Source organism: Streptomyces sp. APSN-46.1 (genome assembly GCF_022815725.1).
In the GTDB taxonomy this organism is placed as follows: Bacteria; Actinomycetota; Actinomycetes; order Streptomycetales; family Streptomycetaceae; genus Streptomyces.
In genome coordinates this window covers 786695-808705 of sequence record NZ_JALGRF010000001.1, presented here as the reverse complement: position 1 = coordinate 808705, position 22011 = coordinate 786695, and the positions used below count along the sequence as shown (strand labels likewise).

The window sequence follows — 22011 nt, the reverse complement described above, 5'->3', positions numbered from 1 at the left end:
CGAGGAGGCCCGGCCGGTACCCACTATCGGGGCGGCACCGGCCGGGCACAACCCCGCCTGTGTGGAGGAACTGTCCAGACTAGGCTTGCCGCGTCCAGCGTTGCGAAGCGTGCCCGGCGCACGACGTCGTCACCAGGCCGCTGCTCATTCCCAGGTCGAGGCAGCCGCCGCCGTAGTCGCTCCGGAGGCTGCCGTCCGAACCCGTACGCCACAGCCGGCCGATGTCCTGCGCGCAGTCGCCCACGAAGACGGCCTGGCCGAGGCCGTTGGCGTACAGGCACTGACCGGTCTGCTGGTTGACGAGCTTGAAGCTGCCGTCCTGCTTGCTCCGCACGGTCCAGCGGGCGGTCGAATCGGAGCAGTCGCCAAAGTCCGACGCCCCGAAGATCTGGGTGATGCACTTGCCGTTGTTGCCGTTGCGGTAGCGGTAGGTGCCGGATTCCGGGGGCGCCGGCGGTGCCGGGGCCGTGGTGGGGGCCGTGGACGTACCGCCACCGGAGGGGCGCGAACTGGCGGTGCCGCCCGCGTTCCCGGAACCTCCGGAGCCGCCCGCGCCACTCTGCGTGCTGCCGCCGCCGGCACCGCCGCTGCCCGGGCCGGGGGCCGTTCCGGCGGCGCCGGCGACCGAGTCGGGTGGGGCGGCCGTCCCTCCCTGCCCCTTGTCGTCGCCGTCCCCGTCGGCCTTGTCCTGGGCCGGCGACTGCCCGGGTGACGCCGCTCCGGACGGGCTGCCGCCCGCCGTCGACGGCGTCGGGCCGACCGGCGCCGTGACCGGGGCGAGGGGGGTGGTCTGCGCTTTGGCGTGCGGCGAGGACGTGAACGGTGCGTGCTGGATGACGAGCGTCGTACCACCCGCGACCACGACGACGGGGACGACGGCGAGGAGGACGCTGGTACGGCGGCGCCGCTCGGGCCGTTCACGCCGCTCCGGCTGCTCGGGTTGCTCCGGACGGGCCTCGGCGCCGGGCGGCGCGGGCTTCGGCCCCGGGTCCTTCTCCGGTTGCGGTTTCTCACCCGCGAGCGGGAGCGTCGGTACGTCGATCTCCCGCACGTCAGCGGCGAAGGCGGCCCGCTCCGTCAGCCGCCCGGTGATGGCGGCCGGCCACAGCGGACCGCTGAACGGGCCCTGCCGTGAGGCGCGTTCGAGCAGCTCGGCGGCGGTCGGGCGGCCCTCGGGGTCCTTGTCGAGGCAGGCCGCGACGAGCTCGGCGAGATCCGGCTCCAGCACCCGCAACGGCTCCAGGTCGGGCTCTTCGTGGACAATGCGGTACAGCACGCCGTGCCCCGACTCGTCGCCGAAGGGCGGTCGGCCGCACGCCGCGTACGCGAGTACCGAGCCCAGCGCGAAGACGTCCGTGGCGCCGCTCAACCGCCGTGTGCCCGAGGCTTGTTCGGGAGCCATGTAGGCGGGCGTACCCACGACCATGCCGGTCCTGGTCAGCTGGCTCTGTTCAGCGGCCCGGGCGACGCCGAAGTCGATGAGGGTGAGCCCGTCCAGGGTCAGCATGACGTTGGACGGCTTCAGGTCCCGGTGCACCATCTCCAGCGCGTGGACCGACGCCAGGCCCGCCGCCGCCTCCCGCAGCAGCAGCCACAGCGCGTTCGGGGGCAGCGGGCTGCCGTGCAGCTCGACGGCTTCCCTGAGGGTGAGCCCGGGGACGTACGGAGTGGCGAACCACGGCGGCCGGGCGGTGCGGTCGCTCGCGAGCAGCGGTGCCGTGGCCTCCGCGGGCAGCCGGGCGAGGTTGTCCAGCTCGTGCCCGAACCGGCGCCGGAAGTCCTCGTCCTCGCCGACCACGGAGGACAGCAGTTGCTTGACGGCGACGTACCGGCCCTCGTGGACCCCGAGGTACACCCGCCCCATTCCGCCGGCTCCGAGCCGGCCCGCCAGCGGAATCGGCCCGATCCGACACGGGTCCTCCGCCTCCAGCGGCTCGGCCCCGCTCCCCCTCAGCTCTAACACGTCAGCCCCGTAGAATTGGAATCAGTTTCCAGAAAGCTACCCGATGTGCCCGAGCCGGCAACACCGGGACCTGAAAGCCGACTTCCCTTGCACCAGACCGGAGCGGACCGGGTCGGGACGGGCACCGAGCCCGTCCCGACCCACCCTGGTTGCCGGGCTCAGCGGTTGTCGTCGAGCTCCTGGTGCATCTGGGGCTGGTCGTCCTCGTCGTGGGTCAGCGCGTACCGCTCGACCTCGTTGAACGCCTTCGAGGCGATGCCGAGGATCTCCTTGTACGGGTTGACCCCGACGGTCTTCTTCGCGCCGCCACCCAGCAGCCCGCCGGCGGTGCCGCTCAGCACACTGTGGCCGCCGGCGGCGAGCTTGCCGCCCGCGTCCAGCAGCGCGTTCCGCTTCAGCCCGGCCATGTCGGCGTACTTGTCGGTCAGTGCCGTACGGATCATCGCGACGTACATGTCATGGGCGCCGGGCGGCAGGAACTTGCGGTAGAAGTTGATGGCCTGTTCGGTCATGAACACGCCGTCGTCGGTCTTCTTCCACTCCTGGTCCCGCACGTGGTTCCACAGCGCCTCGGTCTGGTCCACGTCCTTCGGCACCAGCCACTTCTCCGGCGTGCCGAGGTAGTGGTTGACGTAGTGCCAGGCACACATGAAGCCGCGCGCGTCGTCCTTGGAGACGTCCAGGCCGAGGTTCTTCATGCCCTGGAGGATCTGCGTGGAGAAGACGCAGGTGGCGCCGGTGGTGTACTTCTGCGAGACCGGCTCGCCCCACTTGGCGTAGTCCCACACGCCGCTCTTCTTGTGCAGCTGGCGTACCGAGGCGTGGACCAGGCGCACCTTGGTCACGGTCGCCGTGAGGCTGCCGTCGCGCATCGCGTTCTTGTTGCCCATGTCCACGAACAGGCGGGAGGACTGCGACAGGCGCCGGCCGGGTCCCTCGACTCCGCCGAGGCGGCCGGTGGAGCGGAGCGTGAAGGCTCCCGTCGGCGACAGGTAGGTGCCGATCAGGCCCACGGTGCCCTGCAGCATCGAGGCCTCACCGTGGTGGTGGGCGAAGAAGCCCTCGGCGGCCTTGACGTCGGCTTCGCTCCAGTCCGGCGGCGGCGCGGCGGCCTTCTTGAGGAACTCGGCCAGTCGCGGCGGGAGGAGCGACAGGTCCTGGTTGGGGCCCAGCTTGTTGATGGTCCGGAACAGGGCGTTGACCCCGTCGACTTCCCGGTTGTCGATCAGATCGGACACCAGCGTGTCGGCGTCGGGGTCACCGACCTTGTTGGCCGCTTCGAGTTCGGCGGCGATCGTGGCGGTCGTCAATGCCACAGAAGACTCCATCGTTCGCATGGCGGGGGTGAATCGCCTGCGGGCACGGAGACGGGAGGTGGGTCCGGCCCGGCGGGCGGTGATCCGGCGGGGGCCGGACCCTTCGATGCTCGCGAGGCGCGAGGCCCCCTGGGAACACCCCCCGTGCGAAGGATCGTTTCGCCATCACCTGGACGGCTGAGGGCCGCCCGCCGGACCCCAACGGAACGGCGGCCGCCACGGACAGTTGTCCGCGAGTGTCCCCACCGCCCTGGCGGCGCATGGTACCTACTAGGTACCATGCCCGTATGCCCTCCCTGAACATCACCTTCACCGACGAGGAGCTGGAGGAGGTCCGCGCCGCCGCGGCCGCCGAAGGCAAATCCCTCAAGCAGTATGTGCACGATCTCCCGCTGCGCGAGCGTCAGCGCCGCCAGTTCGTCCGCTACGCCGCCGCCTGGGGCGAGATGAACCGGGCCGCCTTCGACGAGGCGTTCCCCGACGAGATTCCCCCCTCCACCCCCCGGAGCGCGGCGGACGCCGCCTGATGGTCCTGCACATCGACGTTCCCTGGCTCCTCGACGTCCAGGAGCAGGCCGTCCCCGAGGACGTCACCGTCGCGGACTACTCGGCCCTGGTCGCGGCCGTGGCCCGCCACAAGACCCGCATCCCCCGCCCCACGGCGGCCGAGCCCGACCCCGCCTGGCGCGCGGCGGCCCTCCTGCACACCCTGGTGCTGCTCCAGCCGCTGCCGTACCGCAATTCGCTGTATGCCTGCCAGGTCGCAGCCGCCTACATGCACGCCTCGGGTGAAGGCATCGACCCGCCCTGCGGCGCGCTGGTGGAGCTCGTCCGCGACATCCAGGCCGGCAAGAGCACCGTCTACCAGGCCGCCGACCGCATCCGCGCCTGGCGGATCTGAACCGGCGGCGACACCGCCGCGCGGCCTGGGCGGCCTGGGCGGCCTGGGCGGCCTGGGCGGCCTGGGCGGCCTGGGCGGCCCCTCAGGGGATGACGAGGATCTTTCCGCGTGCCTCTCCCCGATGCTGGCGTGCGATGGCGTCCGGGGCCTGGGGCAGGGCGTACGTGCGGTCGATGACGGGGGTCAGGGCGCCGGCCTCGATGTGCCGCACCAGGATGTCGAGATCTTCTCGGCGTTCCTTGGAGATGAATCCGCGCAAGGTGTGGCGGACGAACGGGCTCAGCAGTCCCGCGCGCATGACCCGGTCGGTGCCGCCGAGCCACCGGCCGCCGGTTTCCCCGCCGACGATGACGAGGGTGCCACGCGGGCTGAGGGCCCGCCGCAGGTGTGACAGGGGGCGATTGCCGGCGGTGTCGATGATGAGGTCGTAGCCGCGCCGGCCGTCGGTGACCTCCTCGGCGGTGTAGTCGATGACATCGTCCGCGCCGATCGAACGTACGAGTTCGGTCTTGCTCGTGCTGCACACGCCCGTGACGTGCGCGCCGAAGGCCTTGGCCAGTTGGACGGTGAAGCTGCCGACGCCGCCCGCCGCTCCGATGACCAGCACGCGCTGACCCGGCTGGACGTGTCCCGCGTCGCGCAGGGCCTGAAGGGCCGTGAGGCCGGACAGGGGCATGGCCGCCGCCTGCTCCAGGGGGAGGCCGGCCGGCTTGGCCGCGAGTTTGTCCTGCGAGGCGACCGCGTACTCGGCGAACGAACCCTCGCAGATACCGAACACCTCGTCGCCCGGGCGGAAACGGGTCACGCCCGCCCCGGTTGCCTCGACGCGGCCGGCGAGCTCCCGGCCCCGGACGGGGACCTTGGGCGCGCGCAGCCCGTACCCGAAGAGGCGCAGCAGGTACGGCAGGCCCGTCATGAGGTGCCAGACCCCCGCGTCGACGGCGGCGGCGCGGACCCGGATCAGCACCTCGCCCGGTCCGGGGGTCGGCTTCTCGATGTCTCTGAGCTCCAGAACCTCGCAGGAGCCGTACGCGTACTGAGCGACCGCCTTCACGGCGTCGTCCCTTCTTCGTCTGTCCACTGGAACACCTGCTCAAGCGGTACCGCGAACACGCGGGCGATCCTGAAGGCCGTCTCCAGGGAGGGCGAGTAGCGGCCCTTCTCGATGGCGATGACGGTCTGACGGGTCACCCCGATACGCCGGGCGAGCTCTGCCTGGGTCATCTCCGCGTGCTCGAAGCGAAGGATGCGGATCCGGTTCGTGATCCCCGTCGGCTTCACCACGACTGGAATCCGCACCGGTAGGCGGCGATCTTCACGATGGACCCGAGGATCGCCGACAGGGCGAACCCCAGGTAGATCGTGTTGGAGATCCAGAAATGGCCGACCTCGGCCATGGACAGGGCCAGTGCCGTCACGGCGCCGACGACGAGCAGGGACTGGCCGGCGTACTCGCCGACCCGGCTGATCTCCCGGTCCCTCTGGTCCTTGACGTCGGCATCCTCGGGCGAGGCGATCGCGACCGCGATGCCGAGCGCGATGGAGGCCGCGATCGAGAGACCGATGCTCCAGAGCATCGGAGCCACGTACGACACCTCGGCGAGCGGGATGCCGCCGTCTGCCCGCCCGAGCACGACGGCCAGGTAGGCCGCGCACCCGCCTATGGCCACCACGGCCATGATCCACGCACGCTTCTCCTGAAAGGCCACGTTCCCGCCCACTCCCCGTGTAAAAGAACTTTGACACTCGCAATGTAAAAGCACCTGTACCTCATGTCAAATAAACCAGACATGGATGCGGCGCCAGGGCGTTGTTTGCCGTTTGCCGTCGCGTCTGCGGGTTAGACGCCGGGCATGGGAATCTCGCGAAGACTGAGGCAAGCCGTCGGAACGGTGCTGTACATGTCCGGTTCGCGTGCGGGCCCGGGTTGCCTCCTGCGGGCGGTGGACCGCGTCGAGCAGTGGCCGGGGGCCGACGGGGTGATCGACGCGGGCAGGGCGGCCGTACGGTCGCTGCCCCTGGGCGGGTTCCGGGATGTGCTGCACGGCCGCTGGCTGGGTCATCCGCTCCATCCGGCCCTGGTGCAGCTGCCGACGGGCGCATGGATCTCGGCCGCGGTGCTCGACCTGGTCCCCGGGCAGGAGCGGGCCGCGCGGACCTTGGTGGGTGTCGGCCTGGCCACCGCCGGGCCGGCCGCCTGGGCGGGCTGGACGGACTGGGCCGAGCTTCGGCGCCCGCAGCAGCGGGTCGGCGTGGTGCACGCGGCGGCCAACGCGGGCGGGGTGATCCTCTACGGGTTCTCCTACGCCGCCCGAGCCCGCGGACGGTTCGTACAGGGCAGGGCCTGGGGACTGGCCGGCCTCGCGCTGGTGGGCGCGGGCGGCGCGCTGGGCGGACACATGGCGTACCGGCAGGGCGCGGGAACCAACCACGCCGAAGCCGTCCCCGACCAGATCGGTACCGGGTGGTACGACCTGGGTGAGTTGGAGGACCTTCCCGTGGGCCGGCCCGTGAAGCGCCACGCGGAGGACGAGCCGCTGGTCGTCGTACGGGAAGCAGGTGGCGCCGTCAGAGCGCTGACCGGGCGCTGCGGCCACATGGGCGGGCCTCTCTTCGACGGGGAGATCGCCGACGGCTGCGTCCGGTGCCCCTGGCACGGCAGCCGGTTCCGTCTCGTCGACGGCTGGAACGTGGAGGGACCGGCCACGGCTCCGCAGCCCGCCTTCGAAACCCGCGTCACCGACGGACACGTCGAAGCGCGTCTCATCCGCCGGTCGTACGGCGACGACTGATGCAGAGGGCGAAGGAAGTGACGGTCGTGCAGGACGGAGAACGAGAGCCGGAGCGGGAGCCGAGCGGAGGAGAAGAGCAGGTTCGCGCTCCCCTTCAGCAGGAGGGCGCGATGGTGGACGAGCACGGCCGCCCGCCGGGGGTCCCATCGAGGACCGGAACAGGCAGCACGCAGAGTCCGCCCGATGCCGAGCGGGTCCGGCGGAACAACGAGAACCGGACGAGGATCCCGTAAGGGCGCCGGCCTGCCCGGCCAACGCTGAGAAGACGTGAGAAGACGAGGGCGACCGCGTTCATTCCAGCGCGGTCGCGGCCACGGACAGGTCGGCGACCAGGCCCCGGAAGGCCGCCTCCCGGTCGTCGGCCCGCAGGACCGCCGACGGATGGACCGTCGCCAGCAGCTGCCCGTGCCCCGCTTCCGGATCCCCGCCGTCGAGCGCGGGCATCGGTAGCAGGACTCCCCGCCGCTCGCCCACGCGGAACGAGGACCCGAGCAGCGCCTTGCCCGCCGTACCTCCCAGCACCACCAGCACCTCGGGGGAGACCAGCCGCAGCTCCTCCGCGAGCCAGGGCCGGCAGGCGGTCATCTCCCGCAGGCTCGGCGCCTTGTGGATGCGGCGCTTGCCGCGTGGGGCCACCGTGAACTTGAAGTGCTTGACCGCATTGGTCAGGTACACGTCCTCGTCGCCGAGCCCGGCCTCGTCGAGCGCCCTGCGCAGGAGCCCTCCCGCCGGGCCCACGAACGGTTCGCCCTGCCGGTCCTCCTGGTCGCCGGGCTGCTCTCCGACCAGCATCAGCCGCGCGTGGGCCGGTCCCGCGCCGAAAACCGTCTGCGTGGCGTTCTCGAACAGCGGGCATCCTTTGCAGCCGGCCGCCGCCCGGCGCAGGCTCGCCAGGCCGCCGCGCGACGGCAGATAGGGACTCGCGTCGTACTCCTGCCCTGCGACGGGATCCGCATCGGCGCTCGCTCTCGCGCTCGCGTTCATTGCCACCACCTCGGTAGGCCGGTGGGTGTGTGCGAGGGGCGGCTACCCGGTTCTCCCTCGGGCATGCGGGAGTCGCGGGTGGCGCGCAGCTCCGGCCGGGGTCAGGCCGGGTCAGGTCGTACGGGCTCCCAGAGCCGTGACCGCGCCGACCATCCGTTCCCAGAACGCGCCGGTCTCCAGGCCCACCGCGGCGCGGGCGTTGACCGGGCGGTCCACATAGCGGTGCAGGTCCACCACGGTGGCGCCGCGCGTGTAGCGGCCGTGCAGCTCCACGACCACGTTCGCGTCCACGCAGCGCACGATCTCGGGATCGATGACGCGGGCCACCGCGACGGGGTCGTGCAACGGCGGGTGCGGGAACCCGTACAGGGTGCGGTACGTGGACGCGAAGAAGGTCAGTAGTTCGACGCACATACGCCCGAGGGGAGTGCCCAGTCCCTCGAAGCGGGTCACGACCTCGGGCGTGGCCAGGGCCTGGTGGGTGACGTTGAGGCCGCACATGGTGACCGGCACACCGCTGCGGAAGACGATGTCCGCGGCCTCCGGGTCCGTGAGGATGTTGAACTCGGCGGCCGGGGTCCGGTTGCCGCGCTCCGTCGAGCCGCCCATCAGGACGATCTCGCGGATGCGGGAGGTGTCCTGCGGATAACGGGTCAGCAGGAGGGCGATGTTGGTCAGCGGCGCGGTCGGGACGAGCGTGACCGGCTCCGGATGCCCGGTCAGGATCCGGTGGATGAGGTCCACCGCGTGCTCCGGGACCACGTCCACGGTGGGTTCCGGGAACAGCGGCCCGTCGAGGCCGGAGGCGCCGTGCACGTCGTCCGCGACGGCGAGCGCCTGGACGAGCGGCCGGTCGCAGCCGGCCGCGACGGGCACACCGGTGATCCCGGCGACCGTGCAGACGCGCCGCGCGTTCAAGGTGGTCTTCGCGAGCGTCTGATTTCCCGCGACGGTGGTGATGGCCAGCAGATCGACGGCGGGGTCGCCGGCCGCCAGCATGATCGCGAGGGCGTCGTCGTGCCCGGGATCGCAGTCGATGATGACCGGGACGGGCACGTCACTCCTCGGGCGGTGAGAGGTCGTGGACCCCGCGGACTCCTCAGTGTGCCGCTGCGCCCGCCCCGTGACCACGAAGGACCCGAGGCGCGGCGGGGAAACGCCCAGGGGGAGCACGAGCGCCTGCTCTACGAGGGTGACGCGGAACGTCCAGTCCGCGCCGGGTGGCCCAGGACGGAGTTCAGCGAGTGCGGATCGCACACCCCAGGCCGGCGGCACCGCGGCCGTTAGGCCGGCGAGTCGCCGGGTAGGCGCCGGTGGGGACCGGGACGGGACCCGGTCGTTGAACCCTCACCGGAAGGGAGCAGGACCATGGGACACGGCGGCGATGTCATCGCTGAACTGACCGCGGATCACCGTGAGGTGGACGAGATGTTCAGCGACGTCGAGCACACCACCCCGGCCGACGAGCGGCAGACGGCCGCCGAACGGCTGACGATCGAACTCGTCCGGCACTCGGTCGCCGAAGAGGAGCATCTGTACCCGGCGATCAGGGAGCACTTGCCGGACGGCGACCTCATCGCGGACAAGGAGATCGCCGACCACGCCCGGATCGAGAAGTTGCTGAAGGACCTGGAAGGGCTCGACGCCGCGGGGCCCGAGTTCGACCGGATCATCGCCGTAATGAAGGACGAGGTCAGCGCCCACGTCCGGGACGAGGAGGGGACCCTCTTCCCCCGGCTCCGGCAGGCCTGCCCGCAAGAGACGCTGGACGAGTTGGGCGACAAGGTCCGGCGGGCCAAGAAGCTCGCGCCGACCAGGCCACACCCCGGCATGCCCGACACCCCGCCGGCCAACCGCCTGCTCGCCCCCGGCGCCGGTCTGGTCGACCGGGCCCGGGACTTCGTCACCGGCCGCGGCAGGTGACCACCCGCTGCTGCCATCGTCGGGCCCTTCCTGTGCTCCCGGCGGGCGCCCGCCCGGATCGTGGACGCCACCTCGGTGTACGAGCACCCGGCCGGACGTGAACGCGGGCCCGCACAACGTTCCGCCGCGCGGCGGAACGTTTGGCGGAGCGTTTGAGGGGGCCCGTGCCGGTTAGGCGCCCCGTGTCAGGGAGACCATCGCCGTCCGAACCGAAGGATGCGCACGATGAACCGCACCAGCCCCATGCAATCCGGAGACGACGGCCTGCGGATCGTGGTCGTCGGCGCCACCGGAAACGTCGGCACCAGCGTGGTCCAGGCCTGCGCGGACAGCCCGGCCGTCGCCTCCGTCCTCGGCGTGGCCCGCAGGAGCCCCGAGTGGCGGCCGCCGAAGACGGCCTGGCTGACCGCCGACGTCGAGCCGGGCGGCCCGGACCTCGTGCCACTGTTCTCGGGCGCCGACGTCGTGATCCACCTCGCCTGGAAGTTCCAGCCGACCCACAGTCCCGAGACGACCTGGCGCACCAACGTCCTGGGCAGCCTGCGCGTCTTCGAGGCCGCCGCGGACGCCGGGGTGCCCGCGCTGGTCTATGCCTCCTCCGTCGGCGCGTACTCTCCCGGCCCCAAGGACCGTGCCGTCGACGAGTCCTGGCCCACCCACGGCTGGCCGCAGGCCGCGTACACCCGCGAGAAGGCCTACCTGGAACGCGTCCTCGACACCTACGAGCGCGACCACCCCGACCTGCGCGTCGTCCGGATGCGCCCGGGGTTCCTCTTCAAACGGACCGCCGCCGCCGAGCAACGCCGGATCTTCGCCGGACGCCTCCTGCCCGGACGCCTCGTCCGGCCCGGCCTGATCCCGGCCGTCCCCGATCTGCCCGGCCTCACCTTCCAGGCCCTGCACACCGACGACGCCGCGACGGCCTACCTGGCCGCCGCCACCCTCCCCGTGCGCGGGGCGTTCAACCTCGCGGCCGAGCCTCCGGTGGACGCGGACGTCCTGGCGGGGATCCTCCACGCCCGCCGCTGGCCGCTGCCCGCGGCCCCCGCACGGGCGGCCCTCGCCGCCGCCTGGCGGCTCCACCTCGTGCCCGCGTCCCCGGACCTCTTCGACGCGGTCCTGCGGCTCCCGCTGCTGGACTGCGCCCGCGCCCGGACCGATCTGGCCTGGCAGCCCCAGTACACGGCGGTGCAGGCCATCGAGGAGTTCCTGGCGGGTCTGCGCGAGGGCGCCGGGATGGCCACGGCTCCCCTGGCCGCCTGACCGCAGCCCCGCAGCCCCGCAGCCCCGCGCCCCGCAGCCCCGCAGCCCCGCGCCCCGTGGCCCCGCAGCCCCGTGGCCTCGGAGCCGTGCCCGGTGCTCGGTCCGCGGGCGTGACATCCTCGAAGGGTGAACAGTGATTCGGCGCTCCCCGCCGAGTCCGCCACAGACGTGCTCGCTCTGACCAAAGTGGTGACGAGGCTGCGCTCGGAGATCGCTGAAATGGAAGCGGTCGCCGCGACTTCCGCCGTACTGGAGCGGGCCAAGGGCGTCCTGATGGCCGAAGCCGCGGTGTCGGCCGACACCGCGTACGAGATGCTCCTGACCAACGCCGAGCAGCGGCGGCGGACCCTGCTGGAGGAGTGCTGGATCACTCTGGGCCGGATCAGCCCCGCCCCCGCCCCCGTTGCCCGCACCTCGGCGGCGGCAGCGGACTTCGCCCGCAGCGACGGCGCGGGCCCCGGGGTACTCGGCCAGCTCGCGCAGGGTCTTGCCGACGTCCACGGGCCGGACGAGGTCGCCGAGCTCCTGCTCGCGGCGCTCGGCGGTGACGGCGACCTGGACGCCGTGATGATCTACACCGTTGACACCGCCGGAAGCCTGGACCTGGCGGGGACAGCGGGGGTCGGCGACGAACTGGCCAGACAGTGGAGCCGTGTTCCACCGCCGGCCGGAGTCGCCGCCCTGGAGGCCGTCGCGAGAAGAAGGGCCGTGTGGCTGGAGGACCCGGTCCAGGACGCCGCCCGGTACCGGCTCATCGGCGACCCGCCGGAACGCTGGCCGACGCGAGCCTGGATCCCCGTGCCCGGCGCCGGGCCGACGAGGGCCGTCGTCGGCTTCTTCCGCACCACGCGGGCCCCGTTCGCGCCGCGGACGCGGGTCCTGTGGCGAAGAGCCGTGCGGCTGTGTGCCGCCCACCTGCGGGCTGCCGGCCGCCGACCGGTCGGGGAGGGCCTGGAGGAGGTGAAGGCCGTCCAGCGGGTCCTGGACGGGCTGTCCGCGTCGGTCATCCTGCTGACACCCCTGTGTGCTCGCGGCGGAGAGGTCGAGGACTACAGGATCGACGCCGCCTCCCCGGGGGCCGTGGACCTGGCCGGGCGCGCCGGCAAGGAGCTCATCGGCAGACGAGTCCTGGAGAGCTATCCCACCGTGGCCGGCACGGCCGTCTGGGACGGCTACCTGGACACACTGGCCACCGGAACGGTCTTCCAGAGCGAGCCGTTGACCTACCGCGAGGTGCTCGCCGGAGCACCCGGGGAGACCACTTACTCCGTGCGCGCGGCCCGGCTCGACGGCCGCCTGGTCGTCTCCTGGACCCACCTGGACGGCCACGAGCGCGACGTGCGCAAACTCGCCGACATGCAGCGGCTGGGCAATCTCGGCTGGGCGAACTGGGACCTGAAGACGGACACCGTCACATGGTCCGACCAGGTCTATGCCATTTTCGGCCGTGACCCCGCGGAAGGGCCGATGACCCTGGAGGAACTGCCCCTGCACCTGGTCCCCAACGATCGGCCGGCGCTCACCGCCTCCGTTCAGCGGCTGCTGGGCGACGGCACGGCGATCGACCAGCCCTTCCGCATCACGACCGGCGACGGTGCGCGGCACCTGCGGATCGTCGCCGAGGCCCGCACCGACGCGGACGGCGCTCCCGTGGAGGTACACGGCTTCTTCCAGGACCTCACCGCACAACGCGACGTGGAGTTCGCCCTGCGCGAGAGCGAACGCGCTGTCCTCGTCCAGCGCGGAATGCTGCGGGCCGAGCGTGCCCTGGCCGCCCGGCTGCAGAACGCGCTGCTGCCGATCCCCGAACAGTCGCTGGAGATCGCCGGCCTGTGCATCCGCGTGGCCTACGTCCCCTCCGACAGCGGAGTCAACGCGGGCGGGCTCACCATCGGCGGGCTCAACCTCAGCGGGCTCAACGCCGGCGGAGTCAACGTCGGCGGCGACTGGTACAGCGCGATCGAACTCCCGGACCACAGCGCCCTCTTCGTCGTCGGCGATGTCGCCGGACACGGCCTGGACGCCGTCGCCACCATGGCCCAGCTGCGTTTCACGGCCAAAGGCATGGCGGTCACCGGCTCGGCCCTGCCGGACGTACTGGCCAGGCTCAACACGTTGCTCCTCCACACGCCCCCCGAGTCGGGCGGCACCACCGCCACCATGATCATGGCCCGTTACCAGCCCTGGGACCGCCGCCTGACCTGGGTACGGGCCGGACACCCGCCGCCCCTCCTGATCCGCGACGGCGAGGCACGGTTCCTCCCCCTGCCCGAGGGCGCCCTCCTCGGAGCCACCTTCGACGCCGTCTACGCGTACGACATCCTGGACCTGCGCCCCGGGGACCACCTCGTGCTCTACACCGACGGGCTCGTGGAGCAGCCCGGGGAGGACATCGGCACCGGCCTCGACCGCCTCGCCGACGCGGCGCTGCGGCTCGTCGAAACGGGCCGGGCCGGCACGCTCGCCCGCACCCTCGCGGCAGCGCGTCCGGACCACCGCGACGACGTCTGCGTCCTGGACATCCGCGTTCCCGAGGTACCGACGGTGAACCCGGACGAGGAGGGCCCCCGCGGACAGCGGCGGCTGCGCCCGGACCTGAATGGGCCCGCCCGAGCCGGGTAGGCGCAGCACATGTCCGGTCCACTCGGTTCACTCGGTCCACTCACCGACAGCACCCTGTCCCTGCTGGCCCACGGCTACGCCTGGGCCCCGGACCTGCGCCGGGCCCATGACGGCGCACCGCTGGTCCGCACCCGGCTGATGGGCCGCCCCGCGGCCCTCCTGCACGGCCCCGAGGCCGTCGCCTTCTTCTACGACGAGGAGCACGCCCAGCGCCACGGGGCCCTGCCCGCGTCCGTGCTCGACACCCTCTTCGGCAGGGGAGCGGTGCACACCCTGGACGGGACGGCCCACCGGGTGCGCAAGCAGATGTTCACCTCCCTGCTGATGTCGCCGCAGCGCGTCGCCGACTTGACCGCCCGCGTCGAGAGCGCCTGGCGCGATGCCGTGACGGGCTGGGAGGGCCGCAGCGTGGTGCTCTTCGACGAGGTCGCCACACTGCTCGCCCGAGCGGTCTGCGACTGGTCCGGCCTGCCGGTGCCCGAAGAGGCGGCCCGCGAGATCGCCGAGGACTGTGTCGCCATGGTCGACGGCTTCGCCACCCCGGGCCCCCGGCACATCAAGGCCCGTCGGGCCCGGCGCCGTCAGGAGCAGGGCCTCGCGCGCGTCGTCACCGACGTCCGCGCACTCGGCTCGCACGCGGCCGGCGGCGGCGGCTTCGGCCGGTCCGGGCACAGCGCCCCCGCCGGGTCTCCGCTGGAGGTGGTCGCCCTGCACCGCGAGCCGGACGGCACCCTGCTCGACCCGCACACGGCGGCCGTCGAACTCCTGAACATCATCCGTCCCACCGTCGCCATCGCCTGGTTCGCCGTCTTCGCCGCCCACGCCCTCCACCGCCATCCCGGCCACCGTGAGCAGCTGGTCGAGGGCGGTCCCGCCCAGGCCCGCGCGTTCGCCCACGAGGTCCGCCGCTTCTACCCCTTCGTGCCCTTCCTCGGTGCCCTGGCCGCCCGCGACCTCACCTTCGCCGACACCGAGATCGCCGCCGGGACGCTCCTCCTCCTCGACGTGTACGGGCATCACCACGACCCCGAGCTGTGGGAACGGCCGTACCACTTCGACCCCCGGCGCTTCCTCGACCGGGAACCGGGCAGGGACGAACTGATCCCCCAGGGCGCAGGCGACGCGCACACCGGCCACCGCTGCCCGGGCGAGGACATCACCGTGTCCCTGCTCACCACTCTCGCGCCCGCCCTGGCCGCGCTGGAGGCCGACGTGCCGCAACAGGACCTCTCCATCCCGCTGAGCCGAATTCCGACCCGGCCCCACAGCGGATTCGTCATCGATTGCGCACACCAGTCGAGGAGCCGCAGTGCCACGCGGTTCCAGCCCCAAGCGTGAACGCCAGTACGCCCTCGGGTACTGACGTCTCATCCGGCGGACGGCCGATCGGCCGTCCGCTCAGGCGCTCAGGCCGCGTCCGGCTCGGTGGTCCCGTCGGTGAGCTGCGTCCGTACCAAGGCCGCTGCCAGGCGGGGGAGTTCCGTGGCGGGCACGAGCCGCGCCAGCTTCTCCGGCGTCCCCGGCAGGCCGAGGGTGCGCGCCCCGGCGCGGGCCCTGCGGTCGAAGGCGGGCCGCAGTTCAGGCCACAGCCCCTGCACCTCCCGGCAGAAGATGTCAGCGCCGACCGGTCCGATGCGCGGCACCTCGCACAACAGCTCCCGGATCCGGCCGGGGTCGCGCTCGGCCGCACTCCGCAGCCGCCTCAGGTCCCCGCGGTACCGTTCGAGAACCAGGTCCGCCCCCTCCCCGAGAGCCGTCGCCGTGCTCTCGTCGTAGCGCTTGTAGTGGGCGCGTCCGAGTGCGTCGACGCGCTCCTGCCAGGAAGCCTCGGCCATCGCGCGCGGACTGCGCATCCCCGCCTTGAACAGCTCGCGGGCCGCCGCGACGGCGGTGTCCGCCCTGATGGGGACGGAGAACAGCACACACAGCGTCAGCACCTGGTACAGCGGCACAGGAGTGTCCCGCAACCGGATGCCCGCCTCCTCGGCATGAGTGCGGCCGCACTCCTCCAGGAGCCTCTCCACCTTGGTTCGCTGATTCACCGACGGCCTCCCTCTTCGTGTGCGAGGTTCACGTCCGTGTGCGCTGCGCCTGCCCGGCGGAGCGCGCCGTACGCCTCGTACGGCGCGCTCCGCCGGCGCGGGTCCGCCCTCCGTGGCCGGTGCGGGGCAGGTCAGCCGGAGATCTGCTTGCGGCCGCCGGTGGCGGTGATGCGGATCTTCCGGGGCCTGGCGCGCTCGGTGATCGGGATGCGCAGGGTCAGGACACCCGCGTCGTATCCGGCCTCGATGTTCTCGGTGTCCAGGGTGTCGGCCAGCATGATCTGGCGGGAGAAGACACCGAGGGGCCGTTCCGAGAGCTCCATCTGCACGTCGTCGGCCTTCGTCGCCGGCCGGCGCTCGGCCTTCACGGTCAGCATGTTCCGTTCGATGTCGATCGCCTCGGGGGAGACACCAGGGATGTCGAAGGCGACCACATACGCATCGCCCTCGCGGTAGGCGTCCATCGGCATGACGGACGGCTTCGACCAGGTTCCGGACGTACCCGAGAGCTGCTGGACGATCCGGTCCATCTCGCGGAAGGGGTCGGTGCGCATCAACATCGCGAAACACCTCCAGTCGGTTCAGGCAGAACAGCTGCCAATGCGCTTGAACATGTTTCTGTTGTAACATGTCATCCAAACGATGACAAGGTGGATCGTCGCCTGATGGATGACGACTCGCGGAGGAGGTCATGATGACGCAGGCCGATGGAACGGCGACCGCATCCAGTGGCCCTGATCAGAAGGGCGCGGTGTCCTTTCTCTCCGCGGTCGCGGCGCTGGACGTGATCAGCGATGCCCTGCGGGGGGCCCAGGCCGCGGAAGGCGGCAGTCCGTCGCCTCCGGCGGTCCGCCCCGAGCAGGCACTCGCCTCGCTCCTGCTCCTGCGCCAGGTCCGTGAGCAGCTCGCGGGCTGGGAGAGCGGCCTCATCGAAACCGCCCGCGACGCCGGGGCGAGCTGGGGCGAGCTCGCCGCCCCGCTCGGGGTCGCCAGCCGGCAGGCCGCGGAACGGCGCTACCTGCGCGTACGTCCCGGTGCGGCCGGGACCACCGGAGAGCAGCGCGTCCAGGCCACCCGCGCGTCCCGTGCGGCAGACCGCACCGTCACCGCCTGGGCCCGCGACAACGCCGCCGACCTGCGCCGGCTCGCCGGCCAGATCACGGCGCTCACCGACCTCCCGTCCTCGGCGCGCAACCTCATGGGCGCCCTTGACCGGGCCCTCGCCGCCGATGACGCCGCACGCCTCGTCGGACCTCTGGTCGCGACCCGGCCTCTGCTCGAAGCTGCCCATCCGGATCTCGCGGCCCGTATCGACTCCCTCACGCGGCACACCGACCACCTGCGGCAAGGCGGCGGCGGGCAGGGGCGTACGACCTGACGTGGCCGCGCCCCGTGCCCCGTGCCCCGCTCAGGCGGCCAGCGGGGTGTGGCCGGCGGGTACCGCCTCCGCGGCTGCGACCGGGCCGGGCGGCGTGCCGTCACCGAACGGCCGACCGCCCAGGGACGCGCGGTGGTGCGGTTCGAGCCAGCCCGACAGGTCCGGGCCGGCCGGCACTCCCGGTCGGATTGATGTCGGTGTGGACCAGGTAGTAATGGCGCTTGATGTGATCGAAGTCGACCGTGTCGCCGAAACCCGGTGTCTGGAACAGGTCGCGCGCGTAAGCCCACAGGACCGGCAGCTCCGACAGCTTCCACCGATTGCACTTGAAGTGGCCGTGGTAGACGGCGTCGAAGCGAACGAGGGTGGTGAACAGCCGCACGTCCGCCTCGGTGATCGTGTCGCCGACCAGGTACCGGGACCGCCCGAGCCGCTCCGCCAGCCAGTCGAGCCGGGCGAACAGGCGCTCGTACGCCGCGGCGTACGACTCCTGCGAGCCGGCGAACCCGGCGCGGTAGACGCCGTTGTTCACGTCCTCGTAGACCAGCCTGTTCACCGCGTCGATCTCCGGCCGCAGGGCGGCCGGGTACAGCTCCGGTGCACCGGCGCGGTGGTACGGCACCCACTCCAGCGACAGGTCGAGCGTGATCCGGGCGAAGTCGTTCGTCACCACCTTGCCCGTCGGCACGTCGACGATCGCCGGCACCGTGATGCCCCGGTCGTAGCCGGGGTCGCGGGCGAGGTACGCGTCCCGCAGCCGCTCGATACCGAGTACGGGGTCACGGCCGCCGGGGTCCAGGTCGAACGTCCAGCTGCGCTCGTCGTGCGTGGGGCCGGCGATGGCCATCGGCAGCGCCTCCTCCAGCCCGAGGAGCCGCCGTACGATCACCGCCCGGCCGGCCCACGGACAGGCGCGGCTGACCACCAGGCGGTAGCGGCCGGGCTCCACGGGGAAGCCGTCGCGCCCGTCGGCGGTGATGCGGCTGGTGAGGTACCGGGTGTCACGCGAGTAGTCCCGGCCGCGGGTCACGTAGTTCATGGTTCACCCTGCTCATGGTTCACCGTCTCGTTTCCGAACACGTGCCGCGCCTACCCGCCGCGCGCCGCCTCACTCCGTGAGGTGTGTGCGGTGAGGTTTGCGCGGGTCAATGGGGGTTAGTCGGAGTGCAAGGCGGCCGTACTGGCCGTCCTCGAGGGCGCCGGCATCGCGTTCGACCTCGGCGGGACGCGGCCGGGAGTCGCGGGAACCAAGGGCTTCTGCGGAGGCTTCGCCGGGCGCTGCGGCAGCGAGTTCGGGGAACCGGAGATGAAGGCGCGCGTCCGCAACGTGGCCATGCCCGTGATCGACCGGGCCTTCGCCGTCCACGACCTCTCCCCGCACGGCACGAACAGTCCGGCCGCCCCCATGTGACCACCGCGTGGGGGTGCTGCTGGACCGGCACGGCTCGGTGGACGAACACGGACTGTACGGCCGCGGCCGTGATCTCCCGCTGGTCGGGGCGGTGTTCGCGGCCGACGGGCTCGCCCTGGCCGTGCTGCCCGCCGTTCGGCACGGCCCTGGGCAAGGCGATCGCCGAGCACGCCGCGGAGGCGGGCGCCCGTCGGTGGGACGTGCCCTGGCCGAGGCGGCCGTCCTGTTCGGCGATGCGCCTGGGTACCAGGACGCCGTGGCGGGTCGCACCGTCACGCCCTCGGGCGATGGCCCGCCCGCCACGGACTGCACCGGTCGCGTCAGGTCCGTAGCAGCTGGCCGAAGAAGGACCGGTACCGCTGCAGGGCCAGCCGCAGGTCCTCGGTGGCCACCTGTTCGCCCTCCTGCCACTGGCTCTCCAGTTCCCTCTTGTGTTCGGAGAAGGTTCCGGCGAGGGTCTGCATGACCTCGGCGACCAGGCGGTCGGCGTCGCGCACCGCACCCCGCGGGTCGTCCACGAAGCGGGCCTGGATCTCACCCCAGGTCTTCCGGTACTCCTCGGCCTCCTGCTCGGGGAGCAGCGCCTCGGCTTCTTCCTGAGGGACGGCCGCCGTCTCCTCCGCGGCCGGGCCTTCCCCGTAGGCGGCCTCTTCCACGTCGGTGACGTCCGCCTCCTCCCGCATCTCGTCGCGGCCCTCCTCCCGGGTGTCGTCGGCGGTCGCCTCACCCGGGTACACCGGCCGCGGCGGCTCACCGCCTCCGGGATGGGCCAGCTGCTCGGTGGTCAAGCTCTGTTCCTCTTCCCGCTGTTCTTCTTCTCGCTGTTCTTCTTCCCTCTGCATCTCGGGTCACCTCGTCGTCCCGATCAGTTCGTCGAAGAGCGCGCGGTAGTGCACCATGGCCCCGCGCAGCTCCTCCGTGGTTGCGTGCCCCTTGCTGCTGCGGACGTTGACCTCGTGCGCCGCGCGGTAGTGCTCCAGGGTCCGCCCATGTTCGACGGACAGCTCGCGCAGCTGCTCCTCGTACCCCTCGGTGGGGTAGCCGCGATCCCGCATCAGGTGGGTGACCAGCTCGTCCGCCTGCGAGACCGCGCCTTCCGGCCGGTCGACGAAGCGCTGCTGGACGGTGATCCACGCGTCGGCGTAGCGGTTCCGCTCCTCGGCGGGGAGTTCCCTGATGTCGAGGTTGTCGTGATGGACCTCGCGGTCCCGCAGTTCGGCGTCGGCGGCGCGCCTGCTGCCCGTGCGTTCCACGGTCCGGTCGTATTCCGGACCGAACCGCTCCTGCAACCGGCGCCGCCGCCGGTACATCCACGCGGCGATGCCGGCGAGGATCAGTACGACGGCGACTGGGATCAGAACGGCGAGAAGTGTGGGGGCAAACCCTCCGCGTGTCGCGGTCCGCCGGAGGCGGCTGCGCGCGGTGGCCGTCCATGCTCGGTCCATGCGTCCGATCACCGCTCTTCTGCTGCTGGGCACGCTGTGCGTGACCTCCTCCGGATGCGCGGCCGTCGGTGAGCGGGCAGCGGCCGCCGAGGCCGCGGCCACGCAGTTCGAGGCAGCGCTGCGGGGCGGCGACGTCCGGCGGGCCTGCGAGGCCCTCGCGCCGGGTACGCGTGAGGAACTGGAACAGGACGGTCCGTGCGGCACGGCGCTGGGCACGCTGAACCTCACCCCGGCCGCCGCCCCGGCCGTCCGGGTGGACGCCTACGGCTCCCAGGCACGGGTGGTCTTCCCGCGGGACACCGTCTTCCTGGCCGCGTACCCGGACGGCTGGAAGGTCACGGCCGCGGGCTGCGTTCCGCGCCCCGGGCGCCCCCACCGGTGTGAACTGAAAGGTGACTGAGGTGCGCGTCATGTTCCTGCTGTGCCTGACCGCGGTGTTCGCCGGCCTCGCCTACGCCTTCACGGTGGGGCTGATGCGACGATGACGGGCCCCGCACGGTTCGTGCGCGAGAACGGCCTGACCCTGGCGTTCGGCACCGGCTTCCTGCTCAGCCTCGCGGGCCAGGCGATCGCCGGGCGCGCCGCGCTCAACAGCGTTCTCACCGCGCAGTCCTTGCACCCGCTGTCCTTCTCCGAGTACCTCTTCACGTCCGACTTCGCGGTCGATGTCACCGAGAACTGGCAGTCGGAGTTCCTCCAGTTCTTCCTGTACATCGTCGGGACCGTGTGGCTGCTGCAGCGCGGTTCGCCCGAGTCCAAGCCGCTCGGCAAGACCGGTACCGGATCGGACAGGGAACAGATGGTCGGCGCCTACGCCACCGCGGACTCGCCGCGTCCGGCATCCGCGGGCGGGTTGCGCCAGGCGCTGTACTCGCGGTCGCTCGGCATGCTCATGGGTACGGTCTTCCTGCTGTCCTGGCTGGCCCAGTCCGTCACGGGCAGGGTCGCCTTCAACGAGGAGCGGCTGCGCGAACTGCAGGAGCCGGTCGGCTGGTCCACCTACGTCACGTCCGCCGAATTCTGGAATCGAACCCTCCAGAACTGGCAGTCCGAGCTGCTCGCCGTGGCCTCGATGGCCATCTTCTCGGTCTACCTGCGCCAGCGCGGCTCACCCGAGTCGAAGCCCGTGGGAGCGGCCCACACGGCTACCGGTGTCGAGGGCTGAAACCTCGTGGGGGGGAGTGGGCCAAGGCCGGGCGGGTAGGCGCCGGACGTGATCTCTTCCGTGATCTCTCCCGTGGAGGCGGAGATGAACCGCGCCGCGCTGTTCGACGTCGACGGAACCCTCGCCGACACCAATCACCTGCACGTCGCCTGCTGGTGGGAGGCATTCCGGCAGGCCGGTCACCCGGTGGCGATGTACGACATCCACCGTGCGATCGGCCTTCCGGGCGAGGACCTGCTCGCCCGCCTCCTGGGAGACGACCGCGACACGGGCGAGGACGACACGCTCAGCGCGGCGCACGACACGCTCTACGGCACGTACTTCGACCGGCTTCGCAGCCTCGACTCGGCCGCCGAGCTGCTGCGCGAGCTCGACCGACGCGGCTGGCGGGTGGTCCTGGTCACCTCCGCGGGCGGCACCGAGCTCGCGGCGCTGAGAAGGGCCATCGACGCCGACGACGCCATCACCGCCACCACGAGCTCCGACGACGTGAGCGAGGGGAAACCGGACCCGGAGCCGGTGATCCGCGCCCTCGGCCTCGCCGACGCGGCCGGGCGCGACGCCGTCTTCGTCGGCGACACGGTGTGGGACATGAAGGCCGGCACCCGCGCAGAGGTCACCTGCGTGGGCCTGCTGAGCGGCGGGATCCCCCGCCGCGACCTCCAAGAAGCGGGGGCACGCGCGGTGTACCGCCACCCGGCCGACTTGCTGGGCAGCCTCGACCGCAGCCCGTTCGCGGACACGCCGCGGCAGTCACGCCCCGAGTGAGGGTGCGTGCGGCGGGTAGGTGCCAGCCGGAGGACCGA

General features: G+C 72.1%; 22 protein-coding genes and 1 pseudogene. 11 read left to right on the top strand and 12 right to left on the bottom strand.

All coding sequences use genetic code 11. The features are described from left to right. Window positions 1–79 precede the first annotated feature (79 nt). Together MTF65_RS03630 and MTF65_RS03625 are read right to left on the bottom strand one after the other, a co-directional pair. Entirely contained in the window at window positions 80–1963 is a 1884-nt protein-coding gene (locus MTF65_RS03630) for a serine/threonine-protein kinase (RefSeq protein WP_243626725.1), read from the bottom strand. A gap of 158 nt (window positions 1964–2121) precedes the next feature. Continuing rightward, window positions 2122–3279, bottom strand: coding sequence for an oxygenase MpaB family protein (locus MTF65_RS03625; RefSeq protein WP_243626724.1), 1158 nt, complete (start codon window positions 3277–3279; stop codon window positions 2122–2124). A 287-nt stretch (window positions 3280–3566) separates the two neighbouring features. Here MTF65_RS03625 and MTF65_RS03620 point away from each other — a divergent pair, with 287 nt between their 5' ends. Together MTF65_RS03620 and MTF65_RS03615 are read left to right on the top strand one after the other, a co-directional pair. Further along, window positions 3567–3806, top strand: coding sequence for a hypothetical protein (locus MTF65_RS03620; RefSeq protein WP_243626723.1), 240 nt, complete (start codon window positions 3567–3569; stop codon window positions 3804–3806). Then, entirely contained in the window at window positions 3806–4180 is a 375-nt protein-coding gene (locus tag MTF65_RS03615) for a toxin Doc (protein WP_243626722.1), read from the top strand. Before MTF65_RS03620 ends, MTF65_RS03615 begins: the two co-directional genes overlap by 1 nt. 82 nt (window positions 4181–4262) lie before the next feature. Here the strand turns inward: MTF65_RS03615 and MTF65_RS03610 are convergent, their stop codons facing one another. From MTF65_RS03610 to MTF65_RS03600, 3 genes are read right to left on the bottom strand one after another with little or no spacing between them, the layout of a single operon-like run. After that, a complete protein-coding gene (locus MTF65_RS03610) occupies window positions 4263–5234 on the bottom strand; it encodes an NAD(P)-dependent alcohol dehydrogenase (RefSeq protein ID WP_243626721.1) in 972 nt (323 codons plus the stop codon). Further along, complete coding sequence (locus MTF65_RS03605; RefSeq protein WP_243626720.1) at window positions 5231–5464, bottom strand: helix-turn-helix transcriptional regulator; 234 nt, start codon at window positions 5462–5464, stop codon at window positions 5231–5233. Before MTF65_RS03605 ends, MTF65_RS03610 begins: the two co-directional genes overlap by 4 nt. Beyond that, window positions 5458–5889: a hypothetical protein gene (locus MTF65_RS03600; RefSeq protein ID WP_243626719.1), complete on the bottom strand. Its 432-nt coding sequence runs from the start codon at window positions 5887–5889 to the stop codon at window positions 5458–5460. Before MTF65_RS03600 ends, MTF65_RS03605 begins: the two co-directional genes overlap by 7 nt. A 192-nt stretch (window positions 5890–6081) precedes the next feature. Here MTF65_RS03600 and MTF65_RS03595 point away from each other — a divergent pair, with 192 nt between their 5' ends. After that, complete coding sequence (locus MTF65_RS03595) at window positions 6082–6972, top strand: Rieske (2Fe-2S) protein (RefSeq protein ID WP_243626718.1); 891 nt, start codon at window positions 6082–6084, stop codon at window positions 6970–6972. Window positions 6973–7263: 291 nt separating this feature from the next. Here the strand turns inward: MTF65_RS03595 and MTF65_RS03590 are convergent, their stop codons facing one another. Both MTF65_RS03590 and MTF65_RS03585 read right to left on the bottom strand, forming a co-directional pair. Then, complete coding sequence (locus tag MTF65_RS03590; RefSeq protein WP_243626717.1) at window positions 7264–7956, bottom strand: UdgX family uracil-DNA binding protein; 693 nt, start codon at window positions 7954–7956, stop codon at window positions 7264–7266. A gap of 111 nt (window positions 7957–8067) precedes the next feature. After that, window positions 8068–9012, bottom strand: coding sequence for a nucleoside hydrolase (locus tag MTF65_RS03585; RefSeq protein WP_243626716.1), 945 nt, complete (start codon window positions 9010–9012; stop codon window positions 8068–8070). 312 nt (window positions 9013–9324) lie between these two features. Between MTF65_RS03585 and MTF65_RS03580 the strand changes: the two genes are divergently transcribed. From MTF65_RS03580 to MTF65_RS03565, 4 genes are all read left to right on the top strand, one after another. Then, window positions 9325–9879 (top strand): hemerythrin domain-containing protein, encoded by a 555-nt coding sequence (locus tag MTF65_RS03580; RefSeq protein ID WP_243626715.1) that lies wholly within the window; start codon window positions 9325–9327, stop codon window positions 9877–9879. A gap of 225 nt (window positions 9880–10104) precedes the next feature. Then, window positions 10105–11142: an NAD-dependent epimerase/dehydratase family protein gene (locus MTF65_RS03575; RefSeq protein ID WP_243626714.1), complete on the top strand. Its 1038-nt coding sequence runs from the start codon at window positions 10105–10107 to the stop codon at window positions 11140–11142. A 126-nt stretch (window positions 11143–11268) separates the two neighbouring features. Next, window positions 11269–13764, top strand: coding sequence for a SpoIIE family protein phosphatase (locus MTF65_RS03570; RefSeq protein WP_308407096.1), 2496 nt, complete (start codon window positions 11269–11271; stop codon window positions 13762–13764). Window positions 13765–13773: 9 nt separating this feature from the next. Further along, a complete protein-coding gene (locus MTF65_RS03565) occupies window positions 13774–15102 on the top strand; it encodes a cytochrome P450 (RefSeq protein ID WP_243626713.1) in 1329 nt (442 codons plus the stop codon). 68 nt (window positions 15103–15170) lie between these two features. Here MTF65_RS03565 and MTF65_RS03560 read toward each other — a convergent pair whose 3' ends face one another. Both MTF65_RS03560 and MTF65_RS03555 read right to left on the bottom strand, forming a co-directional pair. Then, window positions 15171–15806, bottom strand: coding sequence for an endonuclease (locus tag MTF65_RS03560; protein WP_243626712.1), 636 nt, complete (start codon window positions 15804–15806; stop codon window positions 15171–15173). A gap of 131 nt (window positions 15807–15937) precedes the next feature. Continuing rightward, window positions 15938–16366 (bottom strand): Hsp20/alpha crystallin family protein, encoded by a 429-nt coding sequence (locus MTF65_RS03555; RefSeq protein WP_243626711.1) that lies wholly within the window; start codon window positions 16364–16366, stop codon window positions 15938–15940. 134 nt (window positions 16367–16500) lie between these two features. Here MTF65_RS03555 and MTF65_RS03550 point away from each other — a divergent pair, with 134 nt between their 5' ends. Next, entirely contained in the window at window positions 16501–17184 is a 684-nt protein-coding gene (locus tag MTF65_RS03550; protein ID WP_243626710.1) for a type III effector protein, read from the top strand. Window positions 17185–17214: 30 nt separating this feature from the next. On the opposite strand, the pseudogene MTF65_RS03545 reads toward MTF65_RS03550, so the two are convergent. The 3 genes and pseudogenes from MTF65_RS03545 to MTF65_RS03530 all read right to left on the bottom strand — a co-directional run bounded on the left by MTF65_RS03545 (window position 17215) and on the right by MTF65_RS03530 (window position 20040). After that, a pseudogene (locus MTF65_RS03545) lies at window positions 17215–18223 on the bottom strand (glutathione S-transferase family protein). 692 nt (window positions 18224–18915) lie between these two features. After that, entirely contained in the window at window positions 18916–19383 is a 468-nt protein-coding gene (locus MTF65_RS03535; protein ID WP_243626709.1) for a hypothetical protein, read from the bottom strand. Between the two features lie 60 nt (window positions 19384–19443). After that, window positions 19444–20040 (bottom strand): hypothetical protein, encoded by a 597-nt coding sequence (locus tag MTF65_RS03530; RefSeq protein WP_243626708.1) that lies wholly within the window; start codon window positions 20038–20040, stop codon window positions 19444–19446. Here MTF65_RS03530 and MTF65_RS03525 point away from each other — a divergent pair. The 3 genes from MTF65_RS03525 to MTF65_RS03515 all read left to right on the top strand — a co-directional run bounded on the left by MTF65_RS03525 (window position 20039) and on the right by MTF65_RS03515 (window position 21973). Continuing rightward, window positions 20039–20440 carry a hypothetical protein gene (locus tag MTF65_RS03525; RefSeq protein ID WP_243626707.1) on the top strand — a complete coding sequence of 134 codons (402 nt, stop codon included), beginning with the start codon at window positions 20039–20041 and terminating at the stop codon, window positions 20438–20440. The two genes, MTF65_RS03530 and MTF65_RS03525, sit on opposite strands and share 2 nt — an antisense overlap. Window positions 20441–20521: 81 nt before the next feature. Then, the gene (locus MTF65_RS03520) at window positions 20522–21205 is read left to right on the top strand and encodes a DUF6766 family protein (RefSeq protein ID WP_243626706.1); all 684 of its coding nucleotides are present in this window, start codon (window positions 20522–20524) and stop codon (window positions 21203–21205) included. 84 nt (window positions 21206–21289) lie between these two features. Next, on the top strand, window positions 21290–21973 hold the full coding sequence (locus MTF65_RS03515) for an HAD family hydrolase (RefSeq protein WP_243627296.1): 684 nt from the start codon (window positions 21290–21292) through the stop codon (window positions 21971–21973). Window positions 21974–22011: the final 38 nt, after the last annotated feature.

Bases quoted from the DNA above. Each gene is read 5' to 3' on its own strand.
- MTF65_RS03620 (WP_243626723.1), top strand. From the start codon at position 3,567: ATGCCCTCCCTGAACATCACCTTCACCGACGAGGAGCTGGAGGAGGTC.
- MTF65_RS03615 (WP_243626722.1), top strand. From the start codon at position 3,806: ATGGTCCTGCACATCGACGTTCCCTGGCTCCTCGACGTCCAGGAGCAG.
- MTF65_RS03595 (WP_243626718.1), top strand. From the start codon at position 6,082: ATGTCCGGTTCGCGTGCGGGCCCGGGTTGCCTCCTGCGGGCGGTGGAC.
- MTF65_RS03590 (WP_243626717.1), bottom strand. From the start codon at position 7,956: ATGAACGCGAGCGCGAGAGCGAGCGCCGATGCGGATCCCGTCGCAGGG.
- MTF65_RS03580 (WP_243626715.1), top strand. From the start codon at position 9,325: ATGGGACACGGCGGCGATGTCATCGCTGAACTGACCGCGGATCACCGT.
- MTF65_RS03575 (WP_243626714.1), top strand. From the start codon at position 10,105: ATGAACCGCACCAGCCCCATGCAATCCGGAGACGACGGCCTGCGGATC.
- MTF65_RS03565 (WP_243626713.1), top strand. From the start codon at position 13,774: ATGTCCGGTCCACTCGGTTCACTCGGTCCACTCACCGACAGCACCCTG.
- MTF65_RS03555 (WP_243626711.1), bottom strand. From the start codon at position 16,366: ATGTTGATGCGCACCGACCCCTTCCGCGAGATGGACCGGATCGTCCAG.
- MTF65_RS03550 (WP_243626710.1), top strand. From the start codon at position 16,501: ATGACGCAGGCCGATGGAACGGCGACCGCATCCAGTGGCCCTGATCAG.
- MTF65_RS03525 (WP_243626707.1), top strand. From the start codon at position 20,039: ATGCGTCCGATCACCGCTCTTCTGCTGCTGGGCACGCTGTGCGTGACC.
- MTF65_RS03530 (WP_243626708.1), bottom strand. From the start codon at position 20,040: ATGGACCGAGCATGGACGGCCACCGCGCGCAGCCGCCTCCGGCGGACC.
- MTF65_RS03520 (WP_243626706.1), top strand. From the start codon at position 20,522: ATGACGGGCCCCGCACGGTTCGTGCGCGAGAACGGCCTGACCCTGGCG.
- MTF65_RS03515 (WP_243627296.1), top strand. From the start codon at position 21,290: ATGAACCGCGCCGCGCTGTTCGACGTCGACGGAACCCTCGCCGACACC.